We start from the raw sequence: 24,648 nt of genomic DNA on the forward strand, positions 1-24,648 counted from the left end.
TCATACATCAAATCGGAATCTTCCATCATCAATCGCCGTCCCAACCGATCAGGCGATGCCGAAGCGCGGCTACGATTTCCAGATAGACAGCTTCTTCGGCATTGAGGACATCGTCATTATCGAACCGCAGGACTGTGAAGCCTTGGCTACGCATAAAAGCGTCTCGTCGCGCATCATGACGGATAGCGTCTTCATAGCCATGACTGTGACCATCAACCTCGATGATGAGGCGGGCTGACAACCAAGCGAAATCGGCAATGTAGGGACCGAGAGGCGTTTCGCGGCGGAAGCGAGCGCCGAAAGGACGAAGTTCTCTCAACAGGTTCCACATCACCTGCTCGGCTTTGGTCCGGTCTCGACGCAATGATTGGGCGCGGCGTCTGGTTTTCGGATCAACATTGGAATGGGGCATGAACTTCGCCTCCGAGAGCGAAGAAAAATACCCCTCCCCAACCCCTCCCCACAAGGGGGAGGGGCTAGGATGCGGCACCCTCGTCTTCACCCAAAACCGATCCACCAGACGCAAGGTCGCGATCTTGCCGGGAAGGCTCCGCCGGTTAAGCCCCTCCCCCTTGTGGGGAGGGGTTGGGGAGGGGAAAGCCAAAACCACCGACCCGGGAAACTGTCTCACACCCCCTCCTCCGTCGGCCGCCAGTGATCGGCGGGCTCGGAGCGAGGGGACCATTCGCATGTGTCGTGGTCGGGGTGCTGATAATTCACGATATGCGCAAGGAAGGGCGCGGCGGCGAGATCGTCCTCGGTCACCCGCTCCGGCAGTTCGTGGAGATGATCCACATAGGCGACCTTGCCTTCGACGCCGAATTGTACGGTGGGCGCAATACGCGTGGGCTCGTCGAATGCGCCGATGGCGAGGCCGACGCCATCGGGCGCTTCATAGCAGAGCGGCGTGCCGCAGTCGCCGCAGAAGCCGCGGCGGACGTAGTTGGAGGAGCGGAAATATTTGGGCTTGCCGCGCGTCCAGGCGAGCTGAGCCTCGCCGACCGAGACCAGCGGCGCAAAGTAATTGCCGAACGCCTTCTGGCACATGCGGCAATGACAGACGGAGGCGTCCTGATAGCGGCCTTCAAGCCGGAAGCGGATGGCGCCGCATTGGCAGCCGCCGGTATAGACATCGGTCATTTGAACGCTCCCACGAAATAGAGGACCACCGCCACGACCACCACCAGCGCCACGGCCTTGCCGACCAGCGCGTAGATCAACCATTTCGGCATCTGCGTGTTCGGATTGCCCGCCATGCTCAATCCTCCGGCCATTTGTCGGTGTCGTGATCGGGATGCTGCCAGCTTTCGATGGCCGCAAACATCGCGTCGACCTCGGGATCGTCGAGCACCGGCTGTTCGAACAGATGATCGATCCAGGGCAGTCGCTTCTTGTGATTGACCTGGATCTGCGGCTCGAGTTTTTCGGGATGATCGAAGGCGCCGATGGCGAGTTCGACGCCGTCGCCATGATGATAGGTCAAGGGCGTGCCACATTTGTTGCAGAAGCCGCGCCGGACCTTCTTGGAGGAGCGATAGAGCGACGGCTGACCGCGCGTCCATTCGAGATGAGCGTGATCGGCTGTCACCAGCGGTCCGAAAAAGCCGCCGAACGCTTTCTGGCACATGCGGCAATGGCAGATCGAGGGACGGCCGAGATGGCTGGCGCGAAAGCGCACCGCGCCGCATTGGCAACCGCCGGAGAGGATTTCGCTGGTGGTCATTCGGCGGGCCTTTCAATCCAGTTTTCGAGCTTCAGCCCGTCGATACGGGAGAATTCGCGGATATTGTCGGTGACGAGGGTGAGATCGAGGGATTTGGCGTGGGCGGCGATCAGGAGGTCGTTGGGGCCGATTGGCTTGCCACGACGTTCTAGATCGAGCCGCAAAAGGGCATAGATCTCATCAACCTCGGGCTTGAGAGCGAGAATAGAAATGTCCTTGAGGAATACTGAGATGCGCGATTTCAGCGCCTGCGACGCTCTCTTATAGATCCCGTATTTGAGTTCGCAGGCGGTTATCACGCTCAGGCAGAGCGCGCTTTTTCCCTCGGCCTCGCCTCGTTGCACTGCATGTCCTTGCGGATTGCGGAGCATGTCCGAAACGATGTTTGTGTCCAGCATGAAGCGAAAGTCTGTCATAGATCGACGTCTTCCACCGGCAAGAGCCCTTCATCAACATCTGGAAACTCTTCGTCCAGTGGCTCAAGCGATCGAAGCCATTCAAATAAGTCGCGATCCTCGCGCTTCGGCTCAAGAATGATCCGGTCGCCCTCCTTGCGCATGGTGATCTCGTCCCCGGGGAAATCGAATTCCTCGGGGATTTCCACGGCGCGATGGCCGTCTTTCAGGACGATTTTCACATGCCGGATCTCGTTCATGCTCGGCGCCTCCGATGGCCTTGCGGCAAGCATAGGCCAGACCGCTGAAAACTCCAATTCCTACCGCTTGATCTCCCAGGTCGTGATGCGCTCGCCGGTGGCGGGATCCTTGCCGTCCTTCAACTGGATGCCCTTGGCGAGCAGGTCGTCGCGGATCTTGTCGGCTTCAGCCTCGTTACCGCTCTTCAGCATTTCAAGCCGCATGTCGACTACGGCTTGAATGGCGTCCGAGAGATCGTCGCTCACCGCTTGATCTCCCACGTTGTGACGCGTTCGCCAGTGGCTGGATCTTTGCCGTCCTTTAGCTGGATGCCTTTGGCGAGCAACTCGTCGCGAATCTTATCGGCTTCGGTGAAGTTCTTGGTCTTGAGGAGTTCAAGGCGATGAGCGACGCGCTTGTGATCCTCGCTGCTCAACGCTTGTTTCTCACCGAATACTCTCTGGCCTATGAATTCGAAAGCAGAGCGGAAATCATTCCGAGAAAACGCTCCGCGTCTTTGAGAGAATAACCAGTTAAGGGCAGCCGGCGTATTGAGGTCGTCAGACAGGAGTTCGAGGAACTCAGCCGGAAGCCTGCCAGCAGGGCAACCGTCCATAAACTCATGAGCCTTGACGATCAAATTTTCTGCTTCTTTCAACCTCTTTGAGCTGAAATCGATCGGTTCGCGATAATGCGTCATCAGCATGGCCAGACGCAGCACATCTCCGCCCCATTTGCGGCCGCCGAAATTCTCCGTCGTCATCAGTTCGTTGATGGTGAAGAAGTTGCCCTCGGACTTGGACATCTTCTTGCCTTCGACCTGCAGGAAGCCGTTGTGCATCCAGACATTGGCCATGGCGTGCGTGCCATGGGCGCAGCGCGACTGGGCGATTTCGTTTTCATGATGCGGGAAGATGAGATCGAGCCCGCCGCCGTGGATGTCGAAGACGTCGCCGAGATAGCGGCCGGACATGGCCGAGCATTCGATATGCCAGCCGGGACGGCCATAGATGTCGATGCCGGCGCCATCCACAGTGAAATGAGCCGGCCAGCCGGGCTGGTCGGCGTCGGAATGTTTCCACAGCACGAAATCGGCGGGATTGCGCTTATGCGCCTCCACCGCCACCCGGGCGCCGGCCTGCTGGTCCTCCAGCTTGCGCTTGGAGAGTTGACCGTAATCAGCCATCGAGCCGGTGGCGAACAGCACCTCGCGCCCCTCCGCGCCATCGGCCACATAAGCGTGGCCGCGGCCGAGAAGCTTCTGGATCAGGTCGATCATCTGGGCAATGTTGTCGGTGGCGCGCGGCTCGACGTCGGGCGGCAGGCAGCCGAGCGCCTTCACATCCTCATGGAACTGCGTTTCGGTCTTTTCCGTCACCAGGCGGATGGCGGCGTTGAGTTCCATGCCGGGATAATCGCGCAGCGCCCGCGCGTTGATCTTGTCGTCGACATCGGTGATGTTGCGGACATAGGTGACTTTCGTCTCGCCCTTGCCGCCGTCCCAGGCGCCCTCGCCCGCCAGATGCTTTAGCAGCCGATAGAGCACATCGAAGACGATGACCGGGCGGGCATTGCCGATATGGGCGAAGTCATAGACGGTTGGGCCGCAGACATACATCCTGACATGGCTGGGATCGATGGGCTGAAACGGCGCCTTTTCGCGCGTCAGCGTGTTGTAGAGCCTGAGTTCCGGCGTGTCGGCCATGCGTGTCCCCATAGACTGTTTGCCCGGCTGGCCGGGGCGTTTTGCTCTTGGGGTGTCAGGAGACGAAAACGGCCGGGCCAGCGCTTGCGCTAGCGAATAATGATCCGGCAGATGATGCAGTTCATCGTTTTCATGGGGGCTATATCGCGCAGTCAAGCGGTGCGGTCAAGGTCGGCGCAATTTTTCCGATGCATACATTTTGAAGAAATATGGTACTGAAGCATTGGAAATGTTCGCGGGGAGGAAAACCGCCATGCTTTTGTCCCAATCGACACGGCATAAGCAAGACACGAAACATTTCCCATATGGGATGAGGAACACCATGCAACGCATTGAAACTGGTAAACAAAACATTAACGATCTTCTGACCAAATACGGTCCGGTCGGCCCGCGTCACCTGCTCGCCGCAGCGCTGATGATGCAGCGTCCGCGCGAAGAGGAAAAGACCGACGCAGCCAAGAAGGATGTGCGGGCGGCTTGAAGGCGTCGCGCGGGTTCTCTGCGCAGGCCGCGACCACATGCTACCACGTTTTAGGATCGCTTCGTCCATCGACGATGCTGATGACCAGAATGCCTGCGGCTGTTGGTTCGTATAGAGCGATGTAGTTGCCGTAGATGATGATCCTGGCTCGATCAGCGATCTCTGGTCGCGCGGGACCACTTAGCGGATAGAGTGAGGCTCGGTTGAGCTTCATCATAAGGCCGGCATAGGTTCGGTCGGCGGCGGGGACATTGTGAAGCGCGATGGACCGCCAGATCCGGCGCAATTCTCGTTTGGCTCTGTTGGTGAAAACGAGTTTATCGATTGTCGTTCGCCTTCTCGCGTTTCAATTCAGCGAGAAAATCGTCCGCTGCGAACGGTTCGGCCAGACCGCTTTCAAGCCCGTTCTTGTAGACACGCCGCAAATGCTCGATCTGCGCGCCATCGAATTTAATGTGTCCCTGAGCCGTCTCGACACCCAGCATCACAACCTCTTCCCGCGACCCGTAGCCGCCTTCGCGCACGGCCAGATCCAGCCGCTCGATATCCTCGGGCGTCAGCGAAAGCGTGATAGTTGTGCGCGCGTGTTCGTTCATAGGCTCAATCTACCACTCGGGCCCGAAGGCGACAACCGCGCTCAGAACAGGCTCATCTGCCCGCCGCCGCCATCCGCCTTTGGTTTGGCGGCTTTCGGCTTGGGTTTTGCCACGACGACAGAGGGATCGGCGGGCGTCTGAACCTCGGGGCCGACATTGGCGACCTTGTTGACCAGATCGGAGACCGGGATCGCCTCGAACAGATCCTCGGGCGGCGAGCGCAGGAGATTGGCGACATGACGCGGCTCCTGGGTCTTGCAATCGAGCCAGCGGTCGAAATCCTCGGGCGCGATCACCACCGGCATGCGATCATGGATCGGCGCGAAAGCAGGATTGGCGGCGGCCGTCAGGATCGCGCCGGTATCGACTTCCGATCCATCCGCCGAGGCCCAGGTCTCCATCAGCCCGGCGAAGGCGACGATGCGGCCATGGCGCGGCCGCACCCAAAAGGCCTGGCTCTTCTCGCCGCTCTCCTTGGGCGGGCGACGCCATTCGTAGAAACCGGAGGCGGGAATGAGAATGCGGCGATGGCGCATGGCGGCGCGAAACGACGACTTCTCCGCCGCAGTTTCGGCGCGCGCATTGACGAGCAGCGGAAACTCGCGCGGATCCTTGACCCAGCCCGGCGTCAGCCCCCAGCGGATCAGCAGCGCGCGCCGCTGAGGCAGGTTGGAGCCGGGCGCGCCCTGCTCGCCGGCGATGACGGCGAGAATGGGCTGGGTCGGCGCGATATTGTAGCGCGCCGGGAAATCCTCGAGCTCCAGAAGGGCGAGGAATTCGCGCACCTCTTCGGGCGTCGCCGTCAGTGAAAATCGTCCGCACATGGGAAATCATTTGGCATCGCGCACCCATCAGGTCAATGTCGGGGCGATCGATAAAACAGGCCCACTGATGAAGACCGAACTCGCCTCCTCCGCCATCCTGATCCGGAATGGCCGCATGCTGCTGATCCGACGAAAGAATCCGCCCTCGCTCGACATGTTCGCATTTCCCGGCGGCCGCGCGGAAACAGGCGAATCGCCGGAGGAAACGGCGCTTCGGGAATTCGAGGAGGAAACCGGCATCCAGGCCCGCGATCCCGTGCTGTTCGCGACCTACGATCTCCAATCGGAGAATCCCGGGCGTCATTTTCACCTGAGCGTCTTCCTCGTCGAGGCCGACGCTGAGGCCATCGCCGAGGCGCGCGATGACGCCGCCGACGCCGGTTGGTTCACCCCGGCCGAGATCAGGGCGCTCAATTGTCCGGCATCGGTTGTCGACTGCGTCGACAGGTTGGAACGTGAATTCGCGCTTGCGTGATTTGCCGCCAGCCCCCTCTTCTGATAGGAACAGGTATGCCGTTTTTCCGTCTCGCCATCGTCTGCGCGCTCGCTGCGACACCGTCCTTCGCCCTCTCCGCGGCAGAAGCCGAACCGCCCGCCGCGCCTGCGGCGCCCGTCGAGAAGCCTGCGCCCTATGATGGCAAGCTGCAGCGTTTCGCCGAAATCCTGGGGTCGGTGCATTATCTGCGCAATCTCTGCGCTGCGCATGATCCATCCTGGCGGCAGACCATGGCGGCGCTGCTGGAGGATGAGACCAAGGGCGAACCGAAACGGGCGGCGCAGTTGACGGCGGCGTTCAATCGCGGCTACCGCTCCTTCGCTGCGACCTATGCCCGATGCACGCCGCAAGCGGTGGAAGCGGAAAGCCGATACCGTGCCGAAGGGGCAACACTCGCGGCAGAAATTACCGCCCGTTTCGGAAATTAAGCATAAGTTAACCTCTTTTCATTGCGCACGATGCCGTTTTGGGAAAACCTTGCTATGAGTTTTAACGGATCGGTAATGATCGCCGCCGTCAGGGAAGTATGAGTATGGAAGCCAGCGCCAAAGACCTCGACGACATGATCGTCCATGAAAAGATGCAGGCCGCCTGGGAAAGCCAGGGGGAGGCTTGGGCTGAAGGCCGCGCGGACGGTATCGAGCCCGAGATCATCGCGGAAGCCGCGATCGCTTTCGCCATGCAGGAGACTATCCGTCTTCACGGCGAAGAAGGCGCCGAGGCCTTGCTCGAATCGCTGAAGGAGCGCATCGCTTCGGGGGAGTTTTCGCCGAACCGCACGATCCAGTAAGGACTGTCGCAATGCCCGACCCGAGGTCCGCAACACCACTCCGCCGTACGGCCTTTGTCCTCATGGGACTCGCTGCTGTAACGGCCTGGACCTCCCTTCCCGCTCTGGCGCTCACCGCGCGCTCCGACCAGCTTGCGCTGCAGGACGAACCATCGAACGACGCTGCGGTCGAAGACCCCGAAGAAACCACGAAGCCGGGCATGCCCATGCCGGACGGGCTGATCGACAAGAATGCCGTCCGACCGCAAGCAGCGACCGACGACAAGAACGACGTTTCGCCGCCGCCTGAAATGATCATGGACTCCAAGCTGCTGCCGGAACCGGTCAAGCGCATGCGCGTGGCGCTGGTGGAAGCGGCGGCGAGCGGCGACATCGAACGGTTGCGTCCGCTTCTGAGCACCGGGGAAAACGGCACGCAGGTGGCGGTGGGCGACAGCCCGGAAGATCCCATCGTCGCGCTGAAAAGCGTCTCGGGCGATCCCGACGGACGCGAAGTCCTGGCGATCATTCTCGACATCCTGTCGACTGGTGCGGCGCTGGTCGACAAGGGCACGCCGGAAGCTCAGTATGTCTGGCCCTATTTCGCGGAAAAATCGCTCGACACGCTGTCGCCGCCCGAACAGGTGGAGCTCTACCGCATCGTCACCGCTTCCGACGTCTCCGACATGAAGGAATTCGGCGGCTATAACTTCTACCGCATCGGCATTACGCCGGACGGAAAGTGGAAGTTCTTCGTGGCCGGCGACTGAGGTCACGACCTTGCCTTGGACCACGCTTGCGACTACCTGAGCGTGATCAGAAGGGACTCAATCGCCATGCCAGCCGTTTCACTTTCCGATCGCGCCTTCATCTCGATTTCGGGGGATGACGCCGAAGATTTCCTGCAAAGCATCATCACCACGGATCTGAAGGCCTTGCCGGAGGGAGAATTCCGGGCGGGCGCGCTTCTCACTTCGCAAGGCAAGATCCTGTTCGATTTTCTGGTCGCGAGAACCGCGGACGGCTTGCTGCTGGAAACCTCCGCCGAGCAGGCCGATCCCTTCATCAAGCGGCTGACCCTTTATCGCCTGCGCGCCAAGGCCGTGTTCGCGCGCCTGCCGGAAAACCATGCGCTGATTTCCTGGGAGCCTGCGGCAGACGGATCGCGCGACCATCGCTTCGCCAAAGCGGGCGTCGCGCTGAGCCGCCGCCCGAGCGACGAGGCGGCTCCGGATACGCCGGACGTCTATCACGCGCTGCGGCTGTCGCTGGGGATCACCGGCGGCGGCGAAGACAAGGGTCTTGGCGACTATTTCCCCCATGACCTGATGATGGACAGGAATGACGGTCTGTCTTTCAAGAAAGGCTGCTATGTCGGCCAGGAAGTGGTGTCGCGCATGCAGCATCGCTCCACCGCGCGCCGACGCGTGGTGACCGTGACGGGGCAGGCTCCGCTCGTGGAAGCGGGCGCGCCTCTGATCGTCGGCGATCGTGAGGTGGGAACGCTGCTTTCGGTTTCGGGCTCGACCGGGCTTGCCGTCGCGCGGATCGACAAACTCGGCTCCGCCCTCAATACCGGCGCGACGCCGTCGGTCGGCGGGCAGAACGTGACTGTCACGCTGCCCGGCTGGAGCGGCCTGGACTGGCCTGTAGACGCCGAAAACGCCCAGTGATGATCGACGCCCTGCCCCCTTCGCAACGCGCCTGGCAGCGCATGTTGTCGGGCCGGAGGCTCGACCTCCTCGACCCCTCGCCGCTTGATGTCGAGATCGTCGATATCGCCCATGGTTTGGCCCGCGTCGCCCGCTGGAACGGCCAGACGCATGGCGACCACGCCTTCTCGGTGGCGCAGCACAGTCTGATGGTGGAAATCATCTACCGTCACGCCCATCCCGACGCCAAGCCCTGGGAACTCCTGATGGTGCTTTTGCATGACGCGCCGGAATATGTGATCGGCGACATGATCTCGCCCTTCAAGGCGGTGGTCGGAGGCGGCTACAAGACCGTGGAGAAGCGGCTGGAAGCGGCCGTTCACATCCGCTTCGGCCTGCCGCCGCATCCCACCGCCACGCTGAAGGCCGAGATCAAGAAGGCGGACAAGATCTCCGCCTATTTCGAGGCCACGGAACTGGCGGGCTTCACTCCCGCGGAGGCGCGAAAATTCTTCGGTCAACCGCGCGGGCTCAGCCGTGACATGCTGCCGATTGCGCCCCTGCCCGCCTTCGAGGCGCAGGCCGCCTTCCTGGCGCGCTTCGCCGATATCGATTCCCAAAGGACCTGACCATGCCCTCCATCATCGTCTCCCCGCTCAAGACGATCGGCGAAATGGCTGCACGGCACCAGGCCACGGAAATGATCAGCCTGATCGCCGAGAAGCAGGATTTTCATCGACCGGGCATCGTGCAGGCCTCGCGGCACCTGAAGCTCGCGATGAACGACATTGCATTTGCCGGCAAGGATGGGCTGGTCGCGCCGCAGGAGAGCCATGTCGAAGAGATCATCGCCTTCGCCCGCGCCTGGGATCAATCGGCGCCGCTTCTCGTCCACTGCTGGATGGGCGTATCGCGCTCGCCGGCGGCGGCGTTGATCGCGGCCCTCGCCGTGTCGCCGGACCTCGACGACGCTGCTCTGGCTCAAAAACTGAGAAAGGCGTCACCCCAGGCCACGCCCAATTCGCGGCTCATCGAAATCGGCGATGCGGCGCTTGGTCGCCATGGCCGACTGGTGTCGGCGGTCAAGGAGATCGGACGGGGAGCCGATTATCAAGGGGACGCTCCGTTCGCCTTATCTTGGCGTCACAATTGAATTGTAAACTTTTTTGCAGTAAATGAGCGGAAATCTCGTAGTGAGTGTTCATGATGCATCCCTATAAAAACCTACCAGACAAAGCATTTTGGCGGCCTTCGGTTGCCGATCTCAATGCTTTCGAGATCAAAAATCTGTGGTCCCCGAAGTTTAAGATCAAGCCTACAAGCAAAGTCGCTACGTACGGCTCATGTTTTGCTCAGCACATCGGCAATGCGTTGCAGGACAGGGGATTCAACTGGTTCATCACGGAAAAACCGATTCAGGGTTTGCCTCCGCAATTTACGAAAAAGTTCAACTACAACATTTTCACATCTAGAACCGGCAATATCTATACGACCTCGATCTTGAAACAGTGGGTCTCATGGGCGAGCGGAGAAACGACCCCGCCGGATGAATACTGGGAAGCCAATGGACAAATCTTTGATCCGTTCCGCCCCACAGTTGAGCCCGACGGCTTCGAATCTGTGCAGGAAATGCGCAAGGCTCGTCAGGAGACCATCAACCGGTTCAGAGAATCGATTGTGGAGTCGGACTTCTTCGTCTTTACGCTTGGTTTGACAGAAAGCTGGGTAAATCAGGACGGCGGCTACGAATATCCGCTTTGTCCGGGCACCGTCCAAGGCGAGTTCGAGCCGGCGAAGCACGTATTTGTCAACCAGGACTTCCCAACGGTTCGAAATAACCTCCAGCAGGCGATCCTGGCGATGCGGTCGATGAATCCGCGGCTCCGTTTCATCCTCACCGTATCCCCCGTGCCGTTGACGGCGACCGCGTCCGGCGAACATGTCGTTCTCGCGACAATGTATTCCAAATCCGTCCTGCGGGCAGTCGCAGGCCAGATGGCGCAAACGCGAAAGTTCGTCGATTATTTTCCGTCCTATGAAATCATCAACAGCCCGGTTTTCAAAGGCGCGTTCTTTGAGCCCAATATGCGCAGCGTCAGCGCCTACGGGGTTCGGTTTGTCATGGACACCTTCTTCCAGTCGCTTACGGAAAAATTCGGCGATCTGATCGGCGACGTCAGCAAACACGAGGCGGCGCAGACATCTGCAGACGTGGTCTGCGAAGAGGAATTGTTGGGCGCCTTCGGAGGCGAAAAATGAAGATTGCGATCATCGGCAACAGCCACATTGCCGCGCTTAAACTGGCGTGGACTGAAATAGCTCCCGATTTTCCGCAGCATCAGATCGTCTTTTTCGGTCATCGCGGCAACAAGATCGCAAATCTGATCGAAAAGGAAGAGCGGTTGGTCGGGAAAGACCCGGGCCTCCGCAAAGCCATGAAATTCACCTCCGGGGGTGTGGGAGCGATCAATCCTAAAGACTATGATCTTTTCCTGGTGCACGGGGTCGGGTTGGATGCGCTTTTCCTGCCCGAGGGGCGCTTCTTCACCAGCAAATTCATCGCTGGCGCTGCGCATGAAATCGGCACCAGGGCGCCGGCCATGAAAATCATCAACCTCATTCGATCGCTCTCGAAGAAGCCCGTTTATGTGGGACATATGCCGCTTCCGGTCGCTTCAGAGGTAAGGGGGGATCAGAGCACCGCAGCCTTCGTCAATGGCATGGCGTTCCTCGAAGAAAAAATGTTCGCTCCCCTCGACGCCAAGCTGGTGCTGCAACCTTTGGAAACGATCGTCAACGGCGAGAGCACCGAAAGACGTTTCAAGCAGAACTCCACGAGCCTTGCGATTGGCGACTCCTGGGACAACCACAATCATCGCGATACGGATCGGCGGCATATGAATGCCGAATTCGGAAAGCTCTGGCTCAATCAGTTTTTCGGCCGGATCTAACGTGCGACGCGCATCAACCAGCTGCTGCTTCCGCGACTTCGACCGGAAGCAGCCTGGGGCCGGCCGAGAGGAGTTGCTGGACGACGCGGCCATGATCGATCAACATCACATGAATGTGGCGCTCGATCATCCGTAGCGCCGCCTCTGGACCTATCACGACATCGTCGTTCATATCCTCGAAAGCGAGTTGCGAGACGCTGACCAGACGAAGATGTTCAACTGGCAAGCGCTCGACCCTTTTCAAAAGGGCAAGCCGCAAAAAGTCATGGATGAATTTGTCGCCATAGGCTGTATCGCCTTTCAACAACCCATAGCAGTAGTAGTCCCAGGCGCTCACTTGCCGTTCTCCGGCATGGATTGTCATGCGCGAAAAGCGCTTGCGCCCCATCTTTATGACTTTGCACGCGATCGCCTTGACGGACTGCTGGGCGAAATCTTCCACCAGGCCTTTGTAGACACAAGCAGCGAACTCCACATCCTTCATGAGGAAGGTCGACAAGTGATCACTCCTTTCGCCTTTCGAATCGCAACTGACTGCATGCGACGTGACAACTGTATGACATTGCGTGACTTTGATTAACAATCATCGATCAACCCTGCGCCAAACCTATGCCCGTTTTTTTCAAAATACCCATTTGCATCTCGAAGCATAAATTAAGTCACACTAAATAATAACAAGAAAATTTAACTATAGAGCCTCAGGATATTCTGAGGCTGCTCATTGGCTATTGAAAGGGAGGACTGGCCCAATTCCTGCTGGCTCTGCAAGGCGCGAAGGCGGGCCGAAACCGCATTCATATCGGCGTCGACGAGCTTGCCGACGCCGCGCTCCATGGCCTGTCCGATATCGTGGTTGAACTCCTTCTGCAGGTCGATGCGTTGCTGCAGAGCCCCCAGCGTTGCGGCGCGTCCGATCATTTTCTGCGTCATTGCATCGACGACCGAGATCATTTCCTCAATATCGCTGTCCGCCGTGTCGTTGGAAATCTCGATTTCCGTATATCCGCTGCTGTTTTGGCCGTTGAACAGCACCCAGTCGGTGGTCAGTCCGAGGCTGTCTGCGAAAGCGGAGTTGGTGACGATGCCGTTGTCGCCCGTCACATCGTCGACGATATAGAATACCTGCTCGGTGTCCGGAACCGAGGTCATGTCATAGTCGATGGTGCGAACGGCGGCGCCTATGTCGAGGCTGCGTGTCAGCGAGGCGATCACCTCTTGGGGGCCACCCTGCCCCGCCTGGGTCATATGCAGCCAGTTTTCGCCGGCAAAGGACGACGCCTCGGCGATGGAACGCACCTGAGCGCGAAGTTCCGTGAGCTCCGCATTGACCTTGTCGCGATCGACGCCGGGCTCTCGCGCCGCCACGAGCTTCTGCTTGATAATCCCCATGACGTCGATCACCTCGGAGAAGCCGATCTCCGCCGTGTCGATGACCGCCGCGCCGAAGCCCAAACCATCCTGCACCGCGTGAAGCGCCTTGTTGTCGGATTTGATTGTCGTGGCGATTGACCAATAGGCGGCGTTGTCGGCGGAGGTCGAGATCCGCAAGCCGCTGCTCGTCTGGGATTGCGCCCTGGAGAGGTCCACTTCATTGGAACGCAGCATCCTCTGCGCACCGATGGCCGCAGTATTTGTATGTAAGCTGTACATGTTTTACTCAGATACCGGGGACGAAATACATTGACCGCATGCTAAATTTGTATCGTGAACGCCGACTTAACGATCAGGGGCGATTAATCACATGCATTTACCACAATGCGCGCGCCAATCCTGTATTGTGGGTATTTCGCCCCGACGCTTCCATTTTGTCCGTTCATCATTATGGTCCGCCCATCCCAAATCAGGACGAGAACACGCCATGCCCGCAGATATGAACCGCTTAGCCGCCACGATCGCTTCCGAGATCAACGCCCGGCCGCAGCAAGTGCAGGCGGCGGTCGGTCTGATCGACGAAGGCGCGACCATTCCGTTCATCGCCCGCTACCGCAAGGAAGTGACCGGCGGTCTGGACGACACCCAGCTTCGTCTGCTCGCGGAACGTCTCGTCTATCTGCGCGAGATGGAGGCGCGGCGCGACACGATCCTCGATTCGATCCAGACACAGGGCAAGATGACCGACGAGCTCCGGCTCAAGATCCTGCAGGCCGACACCAAGGCGGTGCTTGAGGACATCTACCTGCCCTACAAGCCCAAGCGCCGCACCCGCGCCCAGATCGCTCGCGAGCGTGGCCTCGGCGCGCTGGCGGAGGCCATCCTCGCCAATCGCTCGGCGGTTCCAGCCAGCCTCGCCGAAGCCTTCGTCAAGGACGAGGTGGCCGATGTGAAGGCGGCGCTCGAAGGCGCGCGCGACATCATCGCCGAAGACCTTTCCGAAAACGCCGAGCTCATCGGCCGGCTCAGAGGTCACATGCAGGCCCGCGCCGTGCTCGTGTCCAAAGTAGCCGACGCCAAAAAAGACAATGCGGAAAAATTCTCCGACTATTTCGACCACAAGGAGCCCTGGGCAAAGGCGCCGAGCCATCGCGTGCTCGCCATGCTGCGCGGCTGGAACGAGGAAGTGCTGTCGGTGACGCTGGAGGTCGACGCCGACGACCTGTCGCCGATCAAGCCGGCTGAAGCAATCGTGGCCGCCGCGCTTGACACGCGCGGCAATGGCCCTGGCGATCAATGGCTGCGCGACGCCGCAGGCTGGACCTGGCGCGTGAAGCTGTTCTCCTCGCTCTCGCTCGAACTGATCCGCGACATGCGCGAGCGCGCCGAAGAAGAGGCGATCCACGTCTTCGCCCGAAACCTCAAGGATCTGCTGCTGGCCGCCCCTGCCGGCATGCGCCGCGCCATCGGGCTTGATCCCGGCATCCGCACGGGCGTGAAGGTGGCGGTTGTCGACGAGACGGGCAAGCTGCTCGAGACGTCCACCGTTTATCCTTTCCAGCCGAAGAACGACCTCATGGGAGCCCAGGCGGAGATCGCCAGCCTGATCCGCAAGCACAAGGTCGACCTCATCGCCATCGGCAACGGCACGGCGAGCCGCGAAACGGAAAAGCTCGTCGCCGACCTGCTGGCCAAGCTGCCTGCGCCGAAGCCGACGAAGGTGATCGTCTCCGAAGCGGGAGCCTCGGTCTACTCGGCCTCCGAACTCGCGGCCCAGGAATTCCCCAAGCTCGACGTGTCGCTGCGCGGCGCCGTCTCCATCGCCCGCCGTCTGCAGGATCCGCTCGCCGAACTCGTCAAGATCGAGCCGAAATCGATCGGCGTCGGCCAGTATCAGCACGACGTCGATCAGGGCAAGCTCGGCCGTTCGCTGGATGGCGTGGTTGAGGATGCGGTGAACGCCGTCGGCGTCGATCTCAACACGGCCTCGGCGCCGCTTCTGTCGCGCGTTTCCGGTCTCAACCAGACGCTCGCCACACAGATCGTGACCTATCGCAACGAAAACGGCGCTTTCAAGAGCCGCAAGGAACTCATGAAGGTGCCGCGGCTCGGCGCCCGCACCTTCGAGCAATGCGCGGGCTTCCTGCGCATTCCGAATGGAACGGAGCCGCTCGACGCTTCTTCGGTCCACCCGGAAGCTTATGAGGTGGCGCGCCGCATCGTCTCCGCTTGCGGCCGCGATCTGCGCAGCATCATGGGCGATAGCGCCACACTGAAGAAGCTCGACCCGCGCCAGTTCATCGACGACAAGTTCGGCCTGCCCACCGTCAAGGACATCATCGCCGAGCTCGAAAAGCCCGGTCGCGACCCGCGCCCGGAATTCAAAACCGCCACGTTCGCGGAAGGCGTCAACGAGATCTCCGACCTTCGTCCGGGCATGATGCTCGAAGGCACGGTGACCAATGTCGCCGCCTTCGGCGCCTTCGTCGATATCGGCGTGCATCAGGACGGGCTCGTGCATGTGTCCGAGCTCGCCGACCGCTTCATCAAGGACCCGCACGAGGTCGTCAAAGCCGGCGACATCGTCAAGGTGCGGGTGGTGGAAGTCGACCCCAAGCGCAAGCGCATTGCGCTATCGATGAAGAAGGAAGCCAGCGGCCCCCGCGAGCCGAGGGAGGACCGAAACCGCAGCAATTCTGGCAACGCCAATTACCGTCAGGCGGCGCCGAAACAGCAGCAGCCGAGCCAGGGCGCATTCGGCGCAGCGCTGCTGGAAGCGATGAAAAAGAAGTAAGGGCATCGCCGATTGTCAGTGGTGAGGCTCCGCGTGAAGGCGCGGAGCCTTTTCAATATGGCGTGGTCAACGCTGCCAAACGCCCTTGCCCGTCAGCCTGCCCCGATCATGCGGGCGAGAGAAATCAAGACGCGGTCCCTTGGGAACGATCTGCGTCGGATTGATGTGAGCAATCGAGTAATAGCCGGCTTTGATGTCGTCGACCGACACGGTGTCGGTGATCCCCGGCCATTGATAGAGTTCACGGGTGTAGTTGGCGAGATTGGGACAGTCCTCGATCCGACGCAGATTGCATTTGAACGCTCCGACATAGGCGGCGTCAAAGCGGATCAGCGTCATGAACAGGCGGATGTCGGCTTCCGTCAGATAATCGCCGGCGATATAGCGATGGACAGAGAGATGCGCCTCGAGCGTATCCAGCGTGTCGAAGAGCGCCGTGACGGCGGCGTCATAGGCGCTCTGCGTCCGGGCGAAGCCGGCTTTATAGACCCCATTGTTGACGGTGTCGTAGATCAGCGCGTTCCACCGGTCGATCTCGGCTCTGAGCGGCTCGGGATAGAAATCCAGGCGATTGCCGGTCAGCCCATCGAAGGCGGTGTTGAGCATGCGGATGATGTCGGCGGATTCGTTGTTGACGATCCTGCCTTCCTTGCGGTCCCAGAGGGCCGGCACGGACACCTTGCCAGAGTAATGCGGGTCAGACAGCGTATAGAGCTGATGCTGATAGGAAATCGCCGGCGTCCCCTCGCCCGTATCCTGCGGCTCGGCATATTCCCAGCCATTGTCGGTCATCGCGCCTGCGGCGATGGAAACCGGGATGAGATCTTCGAGCCCCTTGAGATTGCGCATGACATAGGTGCGCGACGCCCAGGGGCAGAGACGCGAGATAAACAGCTGAAACCTACCCGGCTCCGCCTTAACACCGCGCTGGCCTTCCGGTCCGGGGCCGCCATCGACGGTCAACCAGTCGCGAAACTTGGTGGGTTCGCGATGAAAGGCGCCATTCTTCATTTCATTGGCTGCGACCTCGTCATTGACCCATTTTCCGTCGATCAGCTGCGGCATGTCCTGTCCTCGCGCGGGCGCAGAGCGCCAGTGATAAAATGCCCCTGCAATGGACGGAAAAGCGACGCCGAACAAGCCGGCGGACGGTTGACGCTTCGTTGCGAAAAGCGAGGACTATGGGATGTCGGGAGGATAGAACTGGGCTGCGTGGATGAGGCTCTCGATCCTGCAAACGCCATTCTCCACTCTGTAAACGGCGATGAAGGGTGAACCCGTTATGACCAATTCGCGGGTGCCGGTGATCCGGCCTGGCCGTCCGGCAAAGGGATACGACACTAATATTCCGAGCCGCGTGGTTATCCGCTTCAGAGCACGGCGAGCCGCAGCGGGATTGTCGATGGCAATATAGTCTACGAGGACGAGCGCACCGTTTTTAGCTCGCGTCGACCATTTAATCCGCATGCCTGCGCGCCTGAGCAATGCGCTCTTCGAGTCGAGCCTCCATCATCGCCTCGACTTCTTCCTGGGTATAGGAGACCGCGTCCGGCCGACGAGCCTCCTCCAGCGCTGCCTGCACCTTGCGCCGGAACCAGGCGTCATACTCCGCCTGCTCCTCTGCTGTCAGCGTCTTCTTTGGACCCCAAATGGCCTCGTCCCAAGTCTCCTCGTCCTCATTGAGGGCAAGAGGCGACTGCGGTTCTTCGTTGAAACCATCGGGATCTGGCATTGGCGCTTCCTTTCGGTCGGCATTTGCCGTCATGCACCTCAAGCACGCTTCACGCCGTGATTGTAGACCGGATCACTTGGTGAAGTCGAGACCCATTTCGCGGAAGCGCTCGGGGTCGTCGCCCCAGTTTTCGCGCACCTTGACGAACAGGAAGAGATGCACGGGCTGTTCGAGGATTTCCGAGATCTCCTTGCGCGCCGCCGTCGAGATGGCCTTGATGGCCTCGCCGCCCTTGCCGAGGGCGATCTTCTTCTGGCTGTCGCGCTCGACATAGATCACCTGCTCGATGCGCACCGAGCCATCCTTGCGCTCTTCCCACTTCTCCGTCTCGACATGCGAGGCGTAAGGCAGTTCCTGATGCAGGCGCAGGAAGAGTTTCTCGCGGGTGATCTCGGCTGCCAGCTGCCGCATCGGCAGGTCGGAAATCTGGTCTTCGGGATAATACCAGGGGCCTTCGGGCAGCGTCTGCGAGAGGTAGTTCATCATGTCCTCGCAGCCCGATCCGTTGAGCGCGGAAATCATGAAGGTAGCCTCGAAGCCGACCATCTCATTGGCTTCCTGGGCCAGCGCCAGCAGCGTCTCGCGCTTGACCTGGTCGACCTTGTTGAGCGCCAGAACCTTGGGCTGCTTGACGTCCTTCAACGCTTCGAGAATCTTCTCGGCGTCGCCCTTGATGCCGCGCTCGGCGTCGATCAGCAGCACGATCACGTCGGCGTCCTTGGCCCCGCCCCAGGCGGTAGTCACCATGGCGCGGTCGAGACGGCGGCGCGGCTTGAAGATGCCGGGCGTATCCATGAACACGATCTGGGCGTTGTCGTGGATGGCGATGCCGCGAATGATCGCCCGCGTCGTCTGGACCTTGTGCGACACGATCGACACTTTCGCGCCCACCAGCCGATTGACCAGCGTCGATTTGCCGGCATTGGTGGCGCCGATCAGGGCGACGAAGCCGGAGCGGGTCGGAGCAGTGGTTTCGCCCGTGATTTCGGTGTCTTCCATACTTATTTTTCCAATCCGTTGAGTGCGGGCTCCGGAGCCCAGACGCCTTCACGCTCCAGCATCTTGCGCGCAGCGACCTGCTCGGCGGCGCGCTTGGAGCGGTCCACGCCTCTTTCGGGGGCGAGATCGCCGATTTCGACGAGCACGGTGAATTCAGGCGCATGATCGGGGCCGCTGCGGTCCTCGATCCGATAGGTCGGCGCGAAACCGAATTTCTGATGCGCCCATTCCTGCAGTTCGGTCTTTGGATCGCGGCGCATGGGTTCGGCGCGCGTCGCCCGGTCGCGCCATTGGCGGAGAACGAAGCCGCGCGCGGACTCGAGCCCTCCGTCGAGATAGATGGCGGCGATCAGGCTTTCCACCACGTCGGCTCGGACATTCTTCATCCGCTCGCCGGTGATCTTCTTGAGATCGGCGCCGGTGCGAATATAGCGATGCAGTTCCATCTGGTCGGCCACTTCGGCGCAGGCTTCGGCCGAAACGAGCTTGTTCAACCGCACCGACAATTCGCCTTCGGCGGCGGTCTTGTATGTGGTGAACAGGAGTTCGGCGATGCAGAGGCCGAGCACGCGGTCGCCGAGAAATTCCAGCCGCTCGTAATTGCCGCCCTTGGCGACGCGGGCGCTGGAATGGGTCATCGCCCGCTCCAGCCGGTTCTTGTCATTGAAGCTATAGCCGATAAGGGCTTCCAGCCTGTCGCGTTCGTCAGGCGAGATGACCGACTTCCGGCTCATTTGATCGCCTTGAAGAAGCGCTCATAGCGCAGATTGGCGGGCCATTTCCAGACATGCAGGAACGGCGTGCGATTGGCGATCGAGAAGATGATGAAGCTCGCGCGGCCCACCAGATTCTCTTCCGGCACGTAGCCGACCTGGAAACGGCTGTCGGCGGAGTTGTCGCGGTTGTCGCCCATCATGAAATAGTGCTTGGCCGGCACGGTGAAGACCTGGGTGTTGTCGCCTTCGCCAGTCGGCGTCAGGTCGAGCGTATCGAAGCTCACGCCGTTGTCGAAGGTCTCGCGGAAAACCGGAACGCCCTGATAGTCGCGGCTATACTGCACGCCGACGCCTTCGGTGTCCTCCTCATCGGTGGTGAAGGTGCCGTCTTCCTTGCGCTCGACAGCCTTGTCATTGATGTAGAGGACGTCGTTCTTGACCTGGATGCGGTCGCCGGGCAGGCCCACGACGCGCTTGATGTAATCGATCGACGGATCGCTCGGCAGCCGGAAGACGACGACGTCGCCGCGCGCGGGTTCGCTGCCGAACAGACGGCCTTCGAACCAGTCGGGATTGTAGAGCGGCAGCGAATAGCGCGAATAGCCGTAGGAGAACTTGTTGACCAGCAGATAGTCGCCGATCAGCAGCGTCGGCATCATCGAACCCGACGGGATGGTGAAGGGCTGGAGCAGAACCGTGCGAATGACGCCGGCCAGCAGAAACGCCTGGAACAGGACGACAATGGTTTCCCAGAAGGCGTTTTTCTCTTCCGGCTTGCGATGTTCGGTCACGCTCATTCATTCCTCTTGACATCCGCCGGCCCTGCAACAGCGGCGGTTTTTCGCTCTGTCTAGCTCTTTCCCCCGCCGGCGGCAAGCTTTGCCCCTATCGCTGTCTTGTTCAGACTGTTTCCGGCACGGCTTCGATGATCACGAAGGCTTGAGCAAGCGGAAAATCATCGGTGATGGTGACGTGGATGACCGGTTTGTGTCCATTCGGCACAAGCGTCGCGAGCCGTTCCGCCGCCCCGCCGGTCAGCTTCATAGTCGGTTTGCCGCCGGGAAGATTGATGACGCCCATGTCTTTCCAGAGAACGCCCTGGGCGAGACCAGTGCCGAGCGCTTTGGAGCAGGCTTCCTTGGCGGCGAAACGCTTCGCGTAGGACGCGGCGCGGTTCTTGTAGCCTTCGGACTTCGCCCGTTCGACATCAGTGAAACAGCGCCTGGTGAACCGCTCCCCGAACCGTTCGAGTGACTTTTCCACTCGCCTGATGTCGATCAGATCGCTACCGATGCCGATGATCATTCTCTGTCCTTTTGCCGATCGCGCGGTATTTCCTCGCGACAGCACATAGGCGCGGAAATTGGAGGACGCAACGGATCAGCCACGCCCACCGGCATTTTTCCGCGGCGGACGGCGGAACGGCCAAAAAATAAGGCCGGCGCGGGCGCCAGCCTGATCTTGACAGGAGACTTGCTCCCAGCCTCGAACTTCGCTCAGAGGAAGTTGACGGCGCGATTGCGGAACATGCCGCGATCAACCTGACGCTGACGATATTCGAGATCGATGCGATCCGCAGCAGCATTCAGATAAGCCATTTCGCGATCTTCCACCGAGGGACCACGCAGGCGATTGGCGATCTTAGAAACATAGCCGAACATTGGAAACTCCTTTGCTTTCCGTTGTTCCTCCCTTGTGATTACTAAGATAGTTCATCTGCTGCGATGCACAAGTTTGCTTTGATCGACGCTGCCATGCAGCGAAAGCATGCCTGGTTAAATCTGACTAAATCAAACGCGGAATACGATTAACGAACGCGCAGATTGCCGGTTTTGCCGGCGATCCGAGCTCGCTTTTCAATCGAAGACGCGTTTGACCGTCGAGACGCATTGCAGATCCTTGAGCTGCGCCAGGAGATGGCTGAGCTGCCGGAGATCCCAGACCTCCACGTCGATCGCCATTTCGGTGAAATCGGAGGCCACCCGCACCATCGACATGGTGCGGATATTCACATCCGCCGTGCCGATCGACTGGGCGATCGTGGCGAGCGTGCCGGGCTCATTGATGGCGTTGATCAGGATGCGGGCGACGAAGCGCGCCTTGTTGGCCTCGTCGAGATCCCAGCGGATATCGATCCAGCGCTCCGGCAATTCATCGAACTTCTGCAGGGACGGCGACTGGATGGGATAGACTGTGATGGCGTGATCGCCGTCGTGAATGCCGACGATGCGATCGCCGGGCACGGCGCCGGAAGGCGCGAAATGCACCTCAATGTCGCGCGACAGGCCGCGGAAGAGTTCCGGACCCGGCTCGGCGCCATCCGGCGCGGCGTCCACGCGCTTCTTCTGACCCTCGGGGATCTTGAAGATCATGCCCTGGGCGCTGCGGACGTTGAACCAGCCTTCCTCGTTGCTTTTCACCGTGACGCGTTCGTCCTGGTAATCCGGGAAACAGGCCTTGAGCACGTCGAGCGACGACATCTCACCGCGACCGACGGCAGCGATGGCGTCCTCGACTTCCTTGTGGCCGAGGCGGTGCAGCGACGGCTTCATCACGTCGCGCGAGAAGACCTTGCCGGCGCGCTCGAAGGTGCGCTCCAGGATGCGCTGGCCGAGGCCCGCATATTGCTTGCGGATGGCAAGACGGGTGGCGCGGCGGATGGCTGAACGCGCCTTACCGGTGACGACGATCTCTTCCCAGGCGGCGGGAGGAACCTGCACGCCCGAGCGGATGATCTCGACCTCGTCGCCATTGGCGAGCCGCGTCACCAGCGGCATGATGCGACCGTTGATCTTGGCGCCGACGCAGGTGTCGCCTATATTGGTGTGAACGGCATAGGCGAAATCGATCGGAGTCGCGCCGCGCGGCAGCGCGATCAGTTTGCCCTTGGGCGTGAAGCAGAACACCTGGTCCTGGAAAAGCTCCAGCTTGGTGTGCTCGAGGAATTCCTCGGGATTGTCACCTTCCGCCAGCGATTCGATGGTCAGGCGCAGCCAGGAATAGGCGTTGGACTGGCGGTTGGCGCCCTCCCCGCCCTGGCTGTTGGTTCCATCCTTGTAAAGCGTATGCGCCGCGATGCCATATTCGGCGATCTCATGCATGCGACGCGTGCGGATCTGCAGTTCGATGCGCTGGCGCGCCGGGCCGACGATGGTGGTGTGGATCGACTGATAGTCGTTCTGCTTCGGCGTCGAAATATAATCTTTGAACCGGCCCGGCACGACGCGCCACCGCGTATGCACGATGCCGAGGGCCTTATAGCAGTCCGGCACCTGCTCGACGATGACCCGGAAGCCATAGACGTCGGACAGCTGTTCGAAAGACAGCGACTTCGACTGCATCTTGCGAAAGACCGAATAGGCCTTCTTCTGACGCCCCTTCACGAAAGCCTTGCCCAGGCCGTTGACGTTCAGAAGCTCGGTCAGTTCCTGCTCGATCCGCTGGACGAGATCGGCGTTCCGCTCGGACAATTCCTCCAGACGGCGGGAGATCGTCGCATGCGCCTCGGGATTGATGTGGCGGAAGGAAAGTTCTTCCAACTCCTCGCGCATGTCCTGCATACCCATGCGGCCGGCGAGCGGCGCATAGATGTCCATCGTCTCCTCGGAAATGCGGGCCCGCTTTTCCTGGGTCATATGGTCGAGCGTGCGCATATTGTGCAGGCGGTCGGCCAGTTTCACCAGAAGCACGCGCACGTCGTCGGAAATGGCGAGCAGCAGCTTGCGGAGGTTTTCCGCCTGCTTGGCCTTTCGCGAGACGAGGTCGAGCTTCTTGATCTTGGTGAGGCCCTCGACCAGGCGGCCGATATCCTCGCCGAACAGACGGTCGATCTCGTCGCGCGTCGCCGACGTGTCCTCGATCGTGTCATGCAGGAGCGCGACCGCGATGGTCGACTCATCGAGATGCATGTCGGTAAGAATGGCCGCCACTTCGAGCGGATGCGAGATATAGGGGTCGCCGCTGGCGCGCTTCTGAAGGCCATGCTTCTGCATGGCGTAGACATAGGCCTTGTTCAGAAGCGCTTCGTTCACGTCCGGCTTGTATTTCTGGACGCGCTCGACGAGCTCATATTGGCGCATCATGAAGGGGCGGCTCCCGCAAAAACAAAGAGAGCGCCGATCATAAGACCGGCGCCTGATTCTAGAAACACAACGCTTGTCGCTGACACCCTTATTGCAGGGCGATGACTAGCGAAGCATTAATAATCGTCGTTCTTCTCCGGCGGAACGAGACCTTCGATGCCGGCGAGCAGTTCTTCTTCCGACATCTGGTCGAAGTTCAGCGTATCGGGCTGTTCTTCATCCTCGTCGCCGACCTCGGCGGAGCTTTCAGACGCGATCAGCGAGGATGCATCGGGTTCCGGCTCGTCCACTTCCACATGCTTCTGCAGCGAGTGGATCAGATCTTCCTTGAGATCGCCGGGCGAGAGCATCTCGTCGGCGATTTCGCGCAGAGCCACCACAGGATTCTTGTCGTTGTCGCGATCGATGGTGATCGGCGCGCCCTGAGAAATGAGGCGGGCGCGGTGGCTCGCCAACAAAACCAACTCGAATCGATTGTCGACCTTGTCGATGCAATCTTCTACCGTGACGCGGGCCATTGCCTGTCCTTATTCGTTTTCATAGATGTCAAGCCCGTGGCGTTACAGTTTTTAGGCGGGGATTTCAAGATGGCGCGGCTGTCGACTCCGTGTTTTTGTCGAGACGCTGCTCCTGATCGCCTTCGCCGCGCTGCCGTCGCCACTCAAAGCGAAGGCAAAATGCGCCGGCCGATAGCCTCTTGCGCCTCCAACAAAGGATCATCGGGGCCGATCGGCGATTTCGAATATCACTTACTTCGCGAGATTCCCGAAAATACAACGGATCATTAGACATATTTCCTAATGCAACAGCGATCGCAACACGAACATCACCAGATCAATATATTTTGGTTCCTATCTGTTTATCGATCGCATATTATATAAGATAAATGACTACCGCACCCACTCTCAACCCGGGAAAATTGCTGCGGGAGCATTTACGGAGTTACCCCGATTGGGCGCCAGAAAGGATAGTTCGCCTCCGCCCCCACCAAAAGATAATCGTCCCCCGCACCCTACCTTCAAAAAATCCTTGGAAAGCGCGTCTTAATAAATTAAAAAGACTCTTATATGAATGATTCATAAAATACTTGAATTATTCGAGGGAAAATATAGGGCTGCGGTC

General features: G+C 60.0%; 31 protein-coding genes. 11 read left to right on the plus strand and 20 right to left on the minus strand.

Annotated elements, in window-relative coordinates; translation table 11 throughout:
* Nucleotides 1–28 precede the first annotated feature (28 nt).
* From E8Q41_RS03050 to cysS, 7 genes are all read right to left on the minus strand, one after another.
* Nucleotides 29–412, minus strand: coding sequence for a DUF559 domain-containing protein (locus E8Q41_RS03050; protein ID WP_137154034.1), 384 nt, complete (start codon nucleotides 410–412; stop codon nucleotides 29–31).
* Nucleotides 413–627: 215 nt separating this feature from the next.
* A complete protein-coding gene (locus E8Q41_RS03055) occupies nucleotides 628–1,140 on the minus strand; it encodes a GFA family protein (RefSeq protein WP_137154035.1) in 513 nt (170 codons plus the stop codon).
* Between the two features lie 118 nt (nucleotides 1,141–1,258).
* Nucleotides 1,259–1,723: a GFA family protein gene (locus E8Q41_RS03060; protein ID WP_137154036.1), complete on the minus strand. Its 465-nt coding sequence runs from the start codon at nucleotides 1,721–1,723 to the stop codon at nucleotides 1,259–1,261.
* Nucleotides 1,720–2,139 (minus strand): type II toxin-antitoxin system VapC family toxin, encoded by a 420-nt coding sequence (locus E8Q41_RS03065; RefSeq protein ID WP_137154037.1) that lies wholly within the window; start codon nucleotides 2,137–2,139, stop codon nucleotides 1,720–1,722. The genes E8Q41_RS03060 and E8Q41_RS03065 overlap by 4 nt, the downstream gene beginning before the upstream one ends.
* Complete coding sequence (locus E8Q41_RS03070) at nucleotides 2,136–2,378, minus strand: AbrB/MazE/SpoVT family DNA-binding domain-containing protein (protein ID WP_137154038.1); 243 nt, start codon at nucleotides 2,376–2,378, stop codon at nucleotides 2,136–2,138. The genes E8Q41_RS03065 and E8Q41_RS03070 overlap by 4 nt, the downstream gene beginning before the upstream one ends.
* Nucleotides 2,379–2,438: 60 nt before the next feature.
* Nucleotides 2,439–2,624 (minus strand): hypothetical protein, encoded by a 186-nt coding sequence (locus tag E8Q41_RS03075; protein ID WP_205910355.1) that lies wholly within the window; start codon nucleotides 2,622–2,624, stop codon nucleotides 2,439–2,441.
* Nucleotides 2,621–4,063 carry a cysteine--tRNA ligase gene (gene cysS / locus E8Q41_RS03080; protein ID WP_137154039.1) on the minus strand — a complete coding sequence of 481 codons (1,443 nt, stop codon included), beginning with the start codon at nucleotides 4,061–4,063 and terminating at the stop codon, nucleotides 2,621–2,623. Before cysS ends, E8Q41_RS03075 begins: the two co-directional genes overlap by 4 nt.
* Before the next feature lie 322 nt (nucleotides 4,064–4,385).
* On the opposite strand from cysS, the gene E8Q41_RS25460 reads away from it, so the two are divergent.
* Nucleotides 4,386–4,544, plus strand: coding sequence for a hypothetical protein (locus E8Q41_RS25460; RefSeq protein WP_170976340.1), 159 nt, complete (start codon nucleotides 4,386–4,388; stop codon nucleotides 4,542–4,544).
* 317 nt (nucleotides 4,545–4,861) lie between these two features.
* On the opposite strand, the gene E8Q41_RS03090 is transcribed toward E8Q41_RS25460, so the two are convergent.
* The gene (locus tag E8Q41_RS03090) at nucleotides 4,862–5,140 is read right to left on the minus strand and encodes a type II toxin-antitoxin system ParD family antitoxin (RefSeq protein WP_137154040.1); all 279 of its coding nucleotides are present in this window, start codon (nucleotides 5,138–5,140) and stop codon (nucleotides 4,862–4,864) included.
* Between the two features lie 41 nt (nucleotides 5,141–5,181).
* The gene (locus tag E8Q41_RS03095; RefSeq protein WP_137154041.1) at nucleotides 5,182–5,964 is read right to left on the minus strand and encodes an SOS response-associated peptidase; all 783 of its coding nucleotides are present in this window, start codon (nucleotides 5,962–5,964) and stop codon (nucleotides 5,182–5,184) included.
* A gap of 67 nt (nucleotides 5,965–6,031) precedes the next feature.
* On the opposite strand from E8Q41_RS03095, the gene E8Q41_RS03100 reads away from it, so the two are divergent.
* The 9 genes from E8Q41_RS03100 (at nucleotide 6,032) to E8Q41_RS03140 (ending at nucleotide 11,832) form a co-directional block, all read left to right on the plus strand.
* Nucleotides 6,032–6,439 carry an NUDIX hydrolase gene (locus tag E8Q41_RS03100; RefSeq protein WP_137154159.1) on the plus strand — a complete coding sequence of 136 codons (408 nt, stop codon included), beginning with the start codon at nucleotides 6,032–6,034 and terminating at the stop codon, nucleotides 6,437–6,439.
* Nucleotides 6,440–6,474: 35 nt separating this feature from the next.
* Complete coding sequence (locus E8Q41_RS03105; protein WP_137154042.1) at nucleotides 6,475–6,888, plus strand: TIGR02301 family protein; 414 nt, start codon at nucleotides 6,475–6,477, stop codon at nucleotides 6,886–6,888.
* 104 nt (nucleotides 6,889–6,992) lie between these two features.
* Complete coding sequence (locus tag E8Q41_RS03110) at nucleotides 6,993–7,250, plus strand: hypothetical protein (RefSeq protein ID WP_170976342.1); 258 nt, start codon at nucleotides 6,993–6,995, stop codon at nucleotides 7,248–7,250.
* A 62-nt stretch (nucleotides 7,251–7,312) separates the two neighbouring features.
* On the plus strand, nucleotides 7,313–7,999 hold the full coding sequence (locus E8Q41_RS03115) for a hypothetical protein (RefSeq protein ID WP_246660057.1): 687 nt from the start codon (nucleotides 7,313–7,315) through the stop codon (nucleotides 7,997–7,999).
* A 66-nt stretch (nucleotides 8,000–8,065) separates the two neighbouring features.
* The gene (locus tag E8Q41_RS03120; protein WP_137154045.1) at nucleotides 8,066–8,902 is read left to right on the plus strand and encodes a folate-binding protein YgfZ; all 837 of its coding nucleotides are present in this window, start codon (nucleotides 8,066–8,068) and stop codon (nucleotides 8,900–8,902) included.
* Nucleotides 8,902–9,510, plus strand: a complete 609-nt coding sequence (locus E8Q41_RS03125) for an HD family hydrolase (RefSeq protein WP_137154046.1) — start codon at nucleotides 8,902–8,904, stop codon at nucleotides 9,508–9,510. The genes E8Q41_RS03120 and E8Q41_RS03125 overlap by 1 nt, the downstream gene beginning before the upstream one ends.
* Before the next feature lie 2 nt (nucleotides 9,511–9,512).
* Nucleotides 9,513–10,034, plus strand: coding sequence for a tyrosine phosphatase family protein (locus tag E8Q41_RS03130; protein WP_137154047.1), 522 nt, complete (start codon nucleotides 9,513–9,515; stop codon nucleotides 10,032–10,034).
* A 50-nt stretch (nucleotides 10,035–10,084) separates the two neighbouring features.
* The gene (locus E8Q41_RS03135; protein ID WP_137154048.1) at nucleotides 10,085–11,140 is read left to right on the plus strand and encodes a GSCFA domain-containing protein; all 1,056 of its coding nucleotides are present in this window, start codon (nucleotides 10,085–10,087) and stop codon (nucleotides 11,138–11,140) included.
* A complete protein-coding gene (locus tag E8Q41_RS03140) occupies nucleotides 11,137–11,832 on the plus strand; it encodes a hypothetical protein (RefSeq protein ID WP_137154049.1) in 696 nt (231 codons plus the stop codon). Before E8Q41_RS03135 ends, E8Q41_RS03140 begins: the two co-directional genes overlap by 4 nt.
* A gap of 13 nt (nucleotides 11,833–11,845) precedes the next feature.
* On the opposite strand, the gene E8Q41_RS03145 is transcribed toward E8Q41_RS03140, so the two are convergent.
* Nucleotides 11,846–12,331, minus strand: coding sequence for a hypothetical protein (locus E8Q41_RS03145; RefSeq protein ID WP_137154050.1), 486 nt, complete (start codon nucleotides 12,329–12,331; stop codon nucleotides 11,846–11,848).
* A 185-nt stretch (nucleotides 12,332–12,516) separates the two neighbouring features.
* Nucleotides 12,517–13,482 (minus strand): flagellin, encoded by a 966-nt coding sequence (locus E8Q41_RS03150; protein WP_137154051.1) that lies wholly within the window; start codon nucleotides 13,480–13,482, stop codon nucleotides 12,517–12,519.
* 208 nt (nucleotides 13,483–13,690) lie between these two features.
* Here E8Q41_RS03150 and E8Q41_RS03155 point away from each other — a divergent pair, with 208 nt between their 5' ends.
* Complete coding sequence (locus E8Q41_RS03155; protein ID WP_137154052.1) at nucleotides 13,691–15,997, plus strand: Tex family protein; 2,307 nt, start codon at nucleotides 13,691–13,693, stop codon at nucleotides 15,995–15,997.
* 66 nt (nucleotides 15,998–16,063) lie between these two features.
* On the opposite strand, the gene E8Q41_RS03160 is transcribed toward E8Q41_RS03155, so the two are convergent.
* The 9 genes from E8Q41_RS03160 to rpoZ form a co-directional block, all read right to left on the minus strand.
* Nucleotides 16,064–17,062, minus strand: coding sequence for a glutathione S-transferase family protein (locus E8Q41_RS03160; protein WP_137154053.1), 999 nt, complete (start codon nucleotides 17,060–17,062; stop codon nucleotides 16,064–16,066).
* 391 nt (nucleotides 17,063–17,453) lie between these two features.
* Nucleotides 17,454–17,729: a hypothetical protein gene (locus E8Q41_RS03170; protein WP_137154055.1), complete on the minus strand. Its 276-nt coding sequence runs from the start codon at nucleotides 17,727–17,729 to the stop codon at nucleotides 17,454–17,456.
* Between the two features lie 72 nt (nucleotides 17,730–17,801).
* Nucleotides 17,802–18,728, minus strand: coding sequence for a GTPase Era (gene era / locus E8Q41_RS03175; protein WP_137154056.1), 927 nt, complete (start codon nucleotides 18,726–18,728; stop codon nucleotides 17,802–17,804).
* 2 nt (nucleotides 18,729–18,730) lie between these two features.
* A complete protein-coding gene (rnc, locus tag E8Q41_RS03180; RefSeq protein ID WP_137154057.1) occupies nucleotides 18,731–19,462 on the minus strand; it encodes a ribonuclease III in 732 nt (243 codons plus the stop codon).
* Nucleotides 19,459–20,241, minus strand: coding sequence for a signal peptidase I (lepB, locus tag E8Q41_RS03185; protein ID WP_137154058.1), 783 nt, complete (start codon nucleotides 20,239–20,241; stop codon nucleotides 19,459–19,461). The genes rnc and lepB overlap by 4 nt, the downstream gene beginning before the upstream one ends.
* A gap of 103 nt (nucleotides 20,242–20,344) precedes the next feature.
* Nucleotides 20,345–20,749: a holo-ACP synthase gene (acpS, locus tag E8Q41_RS03190; protein ID WP_137154059.1), complete on the minus strand. Its 405-nt coding sequence runs from the start codon at nucleotides 20,747–20,749 to the stop codon at nucleotides 20,345–20,347.
* A gap of 191 nt (nucleotides 20,750–20,940) precedes the next feature.
* Entirely contained in the window at nucleotides 20,941–21,105 is a 165-nt protein-coding gene (locus tag E8Q41_RS03195; protein ID WP_137154060.1) for a DUF3563 family protein, read from the minus strand.
* A 195-nt stretch (nucleotides 21,106–21,300) separates the two neighbouring features.
* A complete protein-coding gene (locus tag E8Q41_RS03200) occupies nucleotides 21,301–23,526 on the minus strand; it encodes a bifunctional (p)ppGpp synthetase/guanosine-3',5'-bis(diphosphate) 3'-pyrophosphohydrolase (protein ID WP_137154061.1) in 2,226 nt (741 codons plus the stop codon).
* 116 nt (nucleotides 23,527–23,642) lie between these two features.
* Nucleotides 23,643–24,044, minus strand: coding sequence for a DNA-directed RNA polymerase subunit omega (gene rpoZ / locus E8Q41_RS03205; RefSeq protein WP_137154062.1), 402 nt, complete (start codon nucleotides 24,042–24,044; stop codon nucleotides 23,643–23,645).
* Between the last annotated feature and the right edge of the window lie 604 nt (nucleotides 24,045–24,648).

It is taken from the genome of Rhizobium sp. FKL33 (genome assembly GCF_005222915.1).
Taxonomy (GTDB): domain Bacteria; phylum Pseudomonadota; class Alphaproteobacteria; order Rhizobiales; family Rhizobiaceae; genus Rhizobium_E.

Coding starts and splice junctions, on each gene's coding strand:
- E8Q41_RS03050 (WP_137154034.1), bottom strand. CDS start 412: ATGCCCCATTCCAATGTTGATCCGAAAACCAGACGCCGCGCCCAATCA.
- E8Q41_RS03055 (WP_137154035.1), bottom strand. CDS start 1,140: ATGACCGATGTCTATACCGGCGGCTGCCAATGCGGCGCCATCCGCTTC.
- E8Q41_RS03060 (WP_137154036.1), bottom strand. CDS start 1,723: ATGACCACCAGCGAAATCCTCTCCGGCGGTTGCCAATGCGGCGCGGTG.
- E8Q41_RS03065 (WP_137154037.1), bottom strand. CDS start 2,139: ATGACAGACTTTCGCTTCATGCTGGACACAAACATCGTTTCGGACATG.
- E8Q41_RS03070 (WP_137154038.1), bottom strand. CDS start 2,378: ATGAACGAGATCCGGCATGTGAAAATCGTCCTGAAAGACGGCCATCGC.
- cysS (WP_137154039.1), bottom strand. CDS start 4,063: ATGGCCGACACGCCGGAACTCAGGCTCTACAACACGCTGACGCGCGAA.
- E8Q41_RS25460 (WP_170976340.1), top strand. CDS start 4,386: ATGCAACGCATTGAAACTGGTAAACAAAACATTAACGATCTTCTGACC.
- E8Q41_RS03090 (WP_137154040.1), bottom strand. CDS start 5,140: ATGAACGAACACGCGCGCACAACTATCACGCTTTCGCTGACGCCCGAG.
- E8Q41_RS03095 (WP_137154041.1), bottom strand. CDS start 5,964: ATGTGCGGACGATTTTCACTGACGGCGACGCCCGAAGAGGTGCGCGAA.
- E8Q41_RS03100 (WP_137154159.1), top strand. CDS start 6,032: ATGAAGACCGAACTCGCCTCCTCCGCCATCCTGATCCGGAATGGCCGC.
- E8Q41_RS03105 (WP_137154042.1), top strand. CDS start 6,475: ATGCCGTTTTTCCGTCTCGCCATCGTCTGCGCGCTCGCTGCGACACCG.
- E8Q41_RS03110 (WP_170976342.1), top strand. CDS start 6,993: ATGGAAGCCAGCGCCAAAGACCTCGACGACATGATCGTCCATGAAAAG.
- E8Q41_RS03115 (WP_246660057.1), top strand. CDS start 7,313: ATGGGACTCGCTGCTGTAACGGCCTGGACCTCCCTTCCCGCTCTGGCG.
- E8Q41_RS03120 (WP_137154045.1), top strand. CDS start 8,066: ATGCCAGCCGTTTCACTTTCCGATCGCGCCTTCATCTCGATTTCGGGG.
- E8Q41_RS03125 (WP_137154046.1), top strand. CDS start 8,902: ATGATCGACGCCCTGCCCCCTTCGCAACGCGCCTGGCAGCGCATGTTG.
- E8Q41_RS03130 (WP_137154047.1), top strand. CDS start 9,513: ATGCCCTCCATCATCGTCTCCCCGCTCAAGACGATCGGCGAAATGGCT.
- E8Q41_RS03135 (WP_137154048.1), top strand. CDS start 10,085: ATGATGCATCCCTATAAAAACCTACCAGACAAAGCATTTTGGCGGCCT.
- E8Q41_RS03140 (WP_137154049.1), top strand. CDS start 11,137: ATGAAGATTGCGATCATCGGCAACAGCCACATTGCCGCGCTTAAACTG.
- E8Q41_RS03150 (WP_137154051.1), bottom strand. CDS start 13,482: ATGTACAGCTTACATACAAATACTGCGGCCATCGGTGCGCAGAGGATG.
- E8Q41_RS03155 (WP_137154052.1), top strand. CDS start 13,691: ATGCCCGCAGATATGAACCGCTTAGCCGCCACGATCGCTTCCGAGATC.
- E8Q41_RS03160 (WP_137154053.1), bottom strand. CDS start 17,062: ATGCCGCAGCTGATCGACGGAAAATGGGTCAATGACGAGGTCGCAGCC.
- E8Q41_RS03170 (WP_137154055.1), bottom strand. CDS start 17,729: ATGCCAGATCCCGATGGTTTCAACGAAGAACCGCAGTCGCCTCTTGCC.
- era (WP_137154056.1), bottom strand. CDS start 18,728: ATGGAAGACACCGAAATCACGGGCGAAACCACTGCTCCGACCCGCTCC.
- rnc (WP_137154057.1), bottom strand. CDS start 19,462: ATGAGCCGGAAGTCGGTCATCTCGCCTGACGAACGCGACAGGCTGGAA.
- lepB (WP_137154058.1), bottom strand. CDS start 20,241: ATGAGCGTGACCGAACATCGCAAGCCGGAAGAGAAAAACGCCTTCTGG.
- acpS (WP_137154059.1), bottom strand. CDS start 20,749: ATGATCATCGGCATCGGTAGCGATCTGATCGACATCAGGCGAGTGGAA.
- E8Q41_RS03195 (WP_137154060.1), bottom strand. CDS start 21,105: ATGTTCGGCTATGTTTCTAAGATCGCCAATCGCCTGCGTGGTCCCTCG.
- E8Q41_RS03200 (WP_137154061.1), bottom strand. CDS start 23,526: ATGATGCGCCAATATGAGCTCGTCGAGCGCGTCCAGAAATACAAGCCG.
- rpoZ (WP_137154062.1), bottom strand. CDS start 24,044: ATGGCCCGCGTCACGGTAGAAGATTGCATCGACAAGGTCGACAATCGA.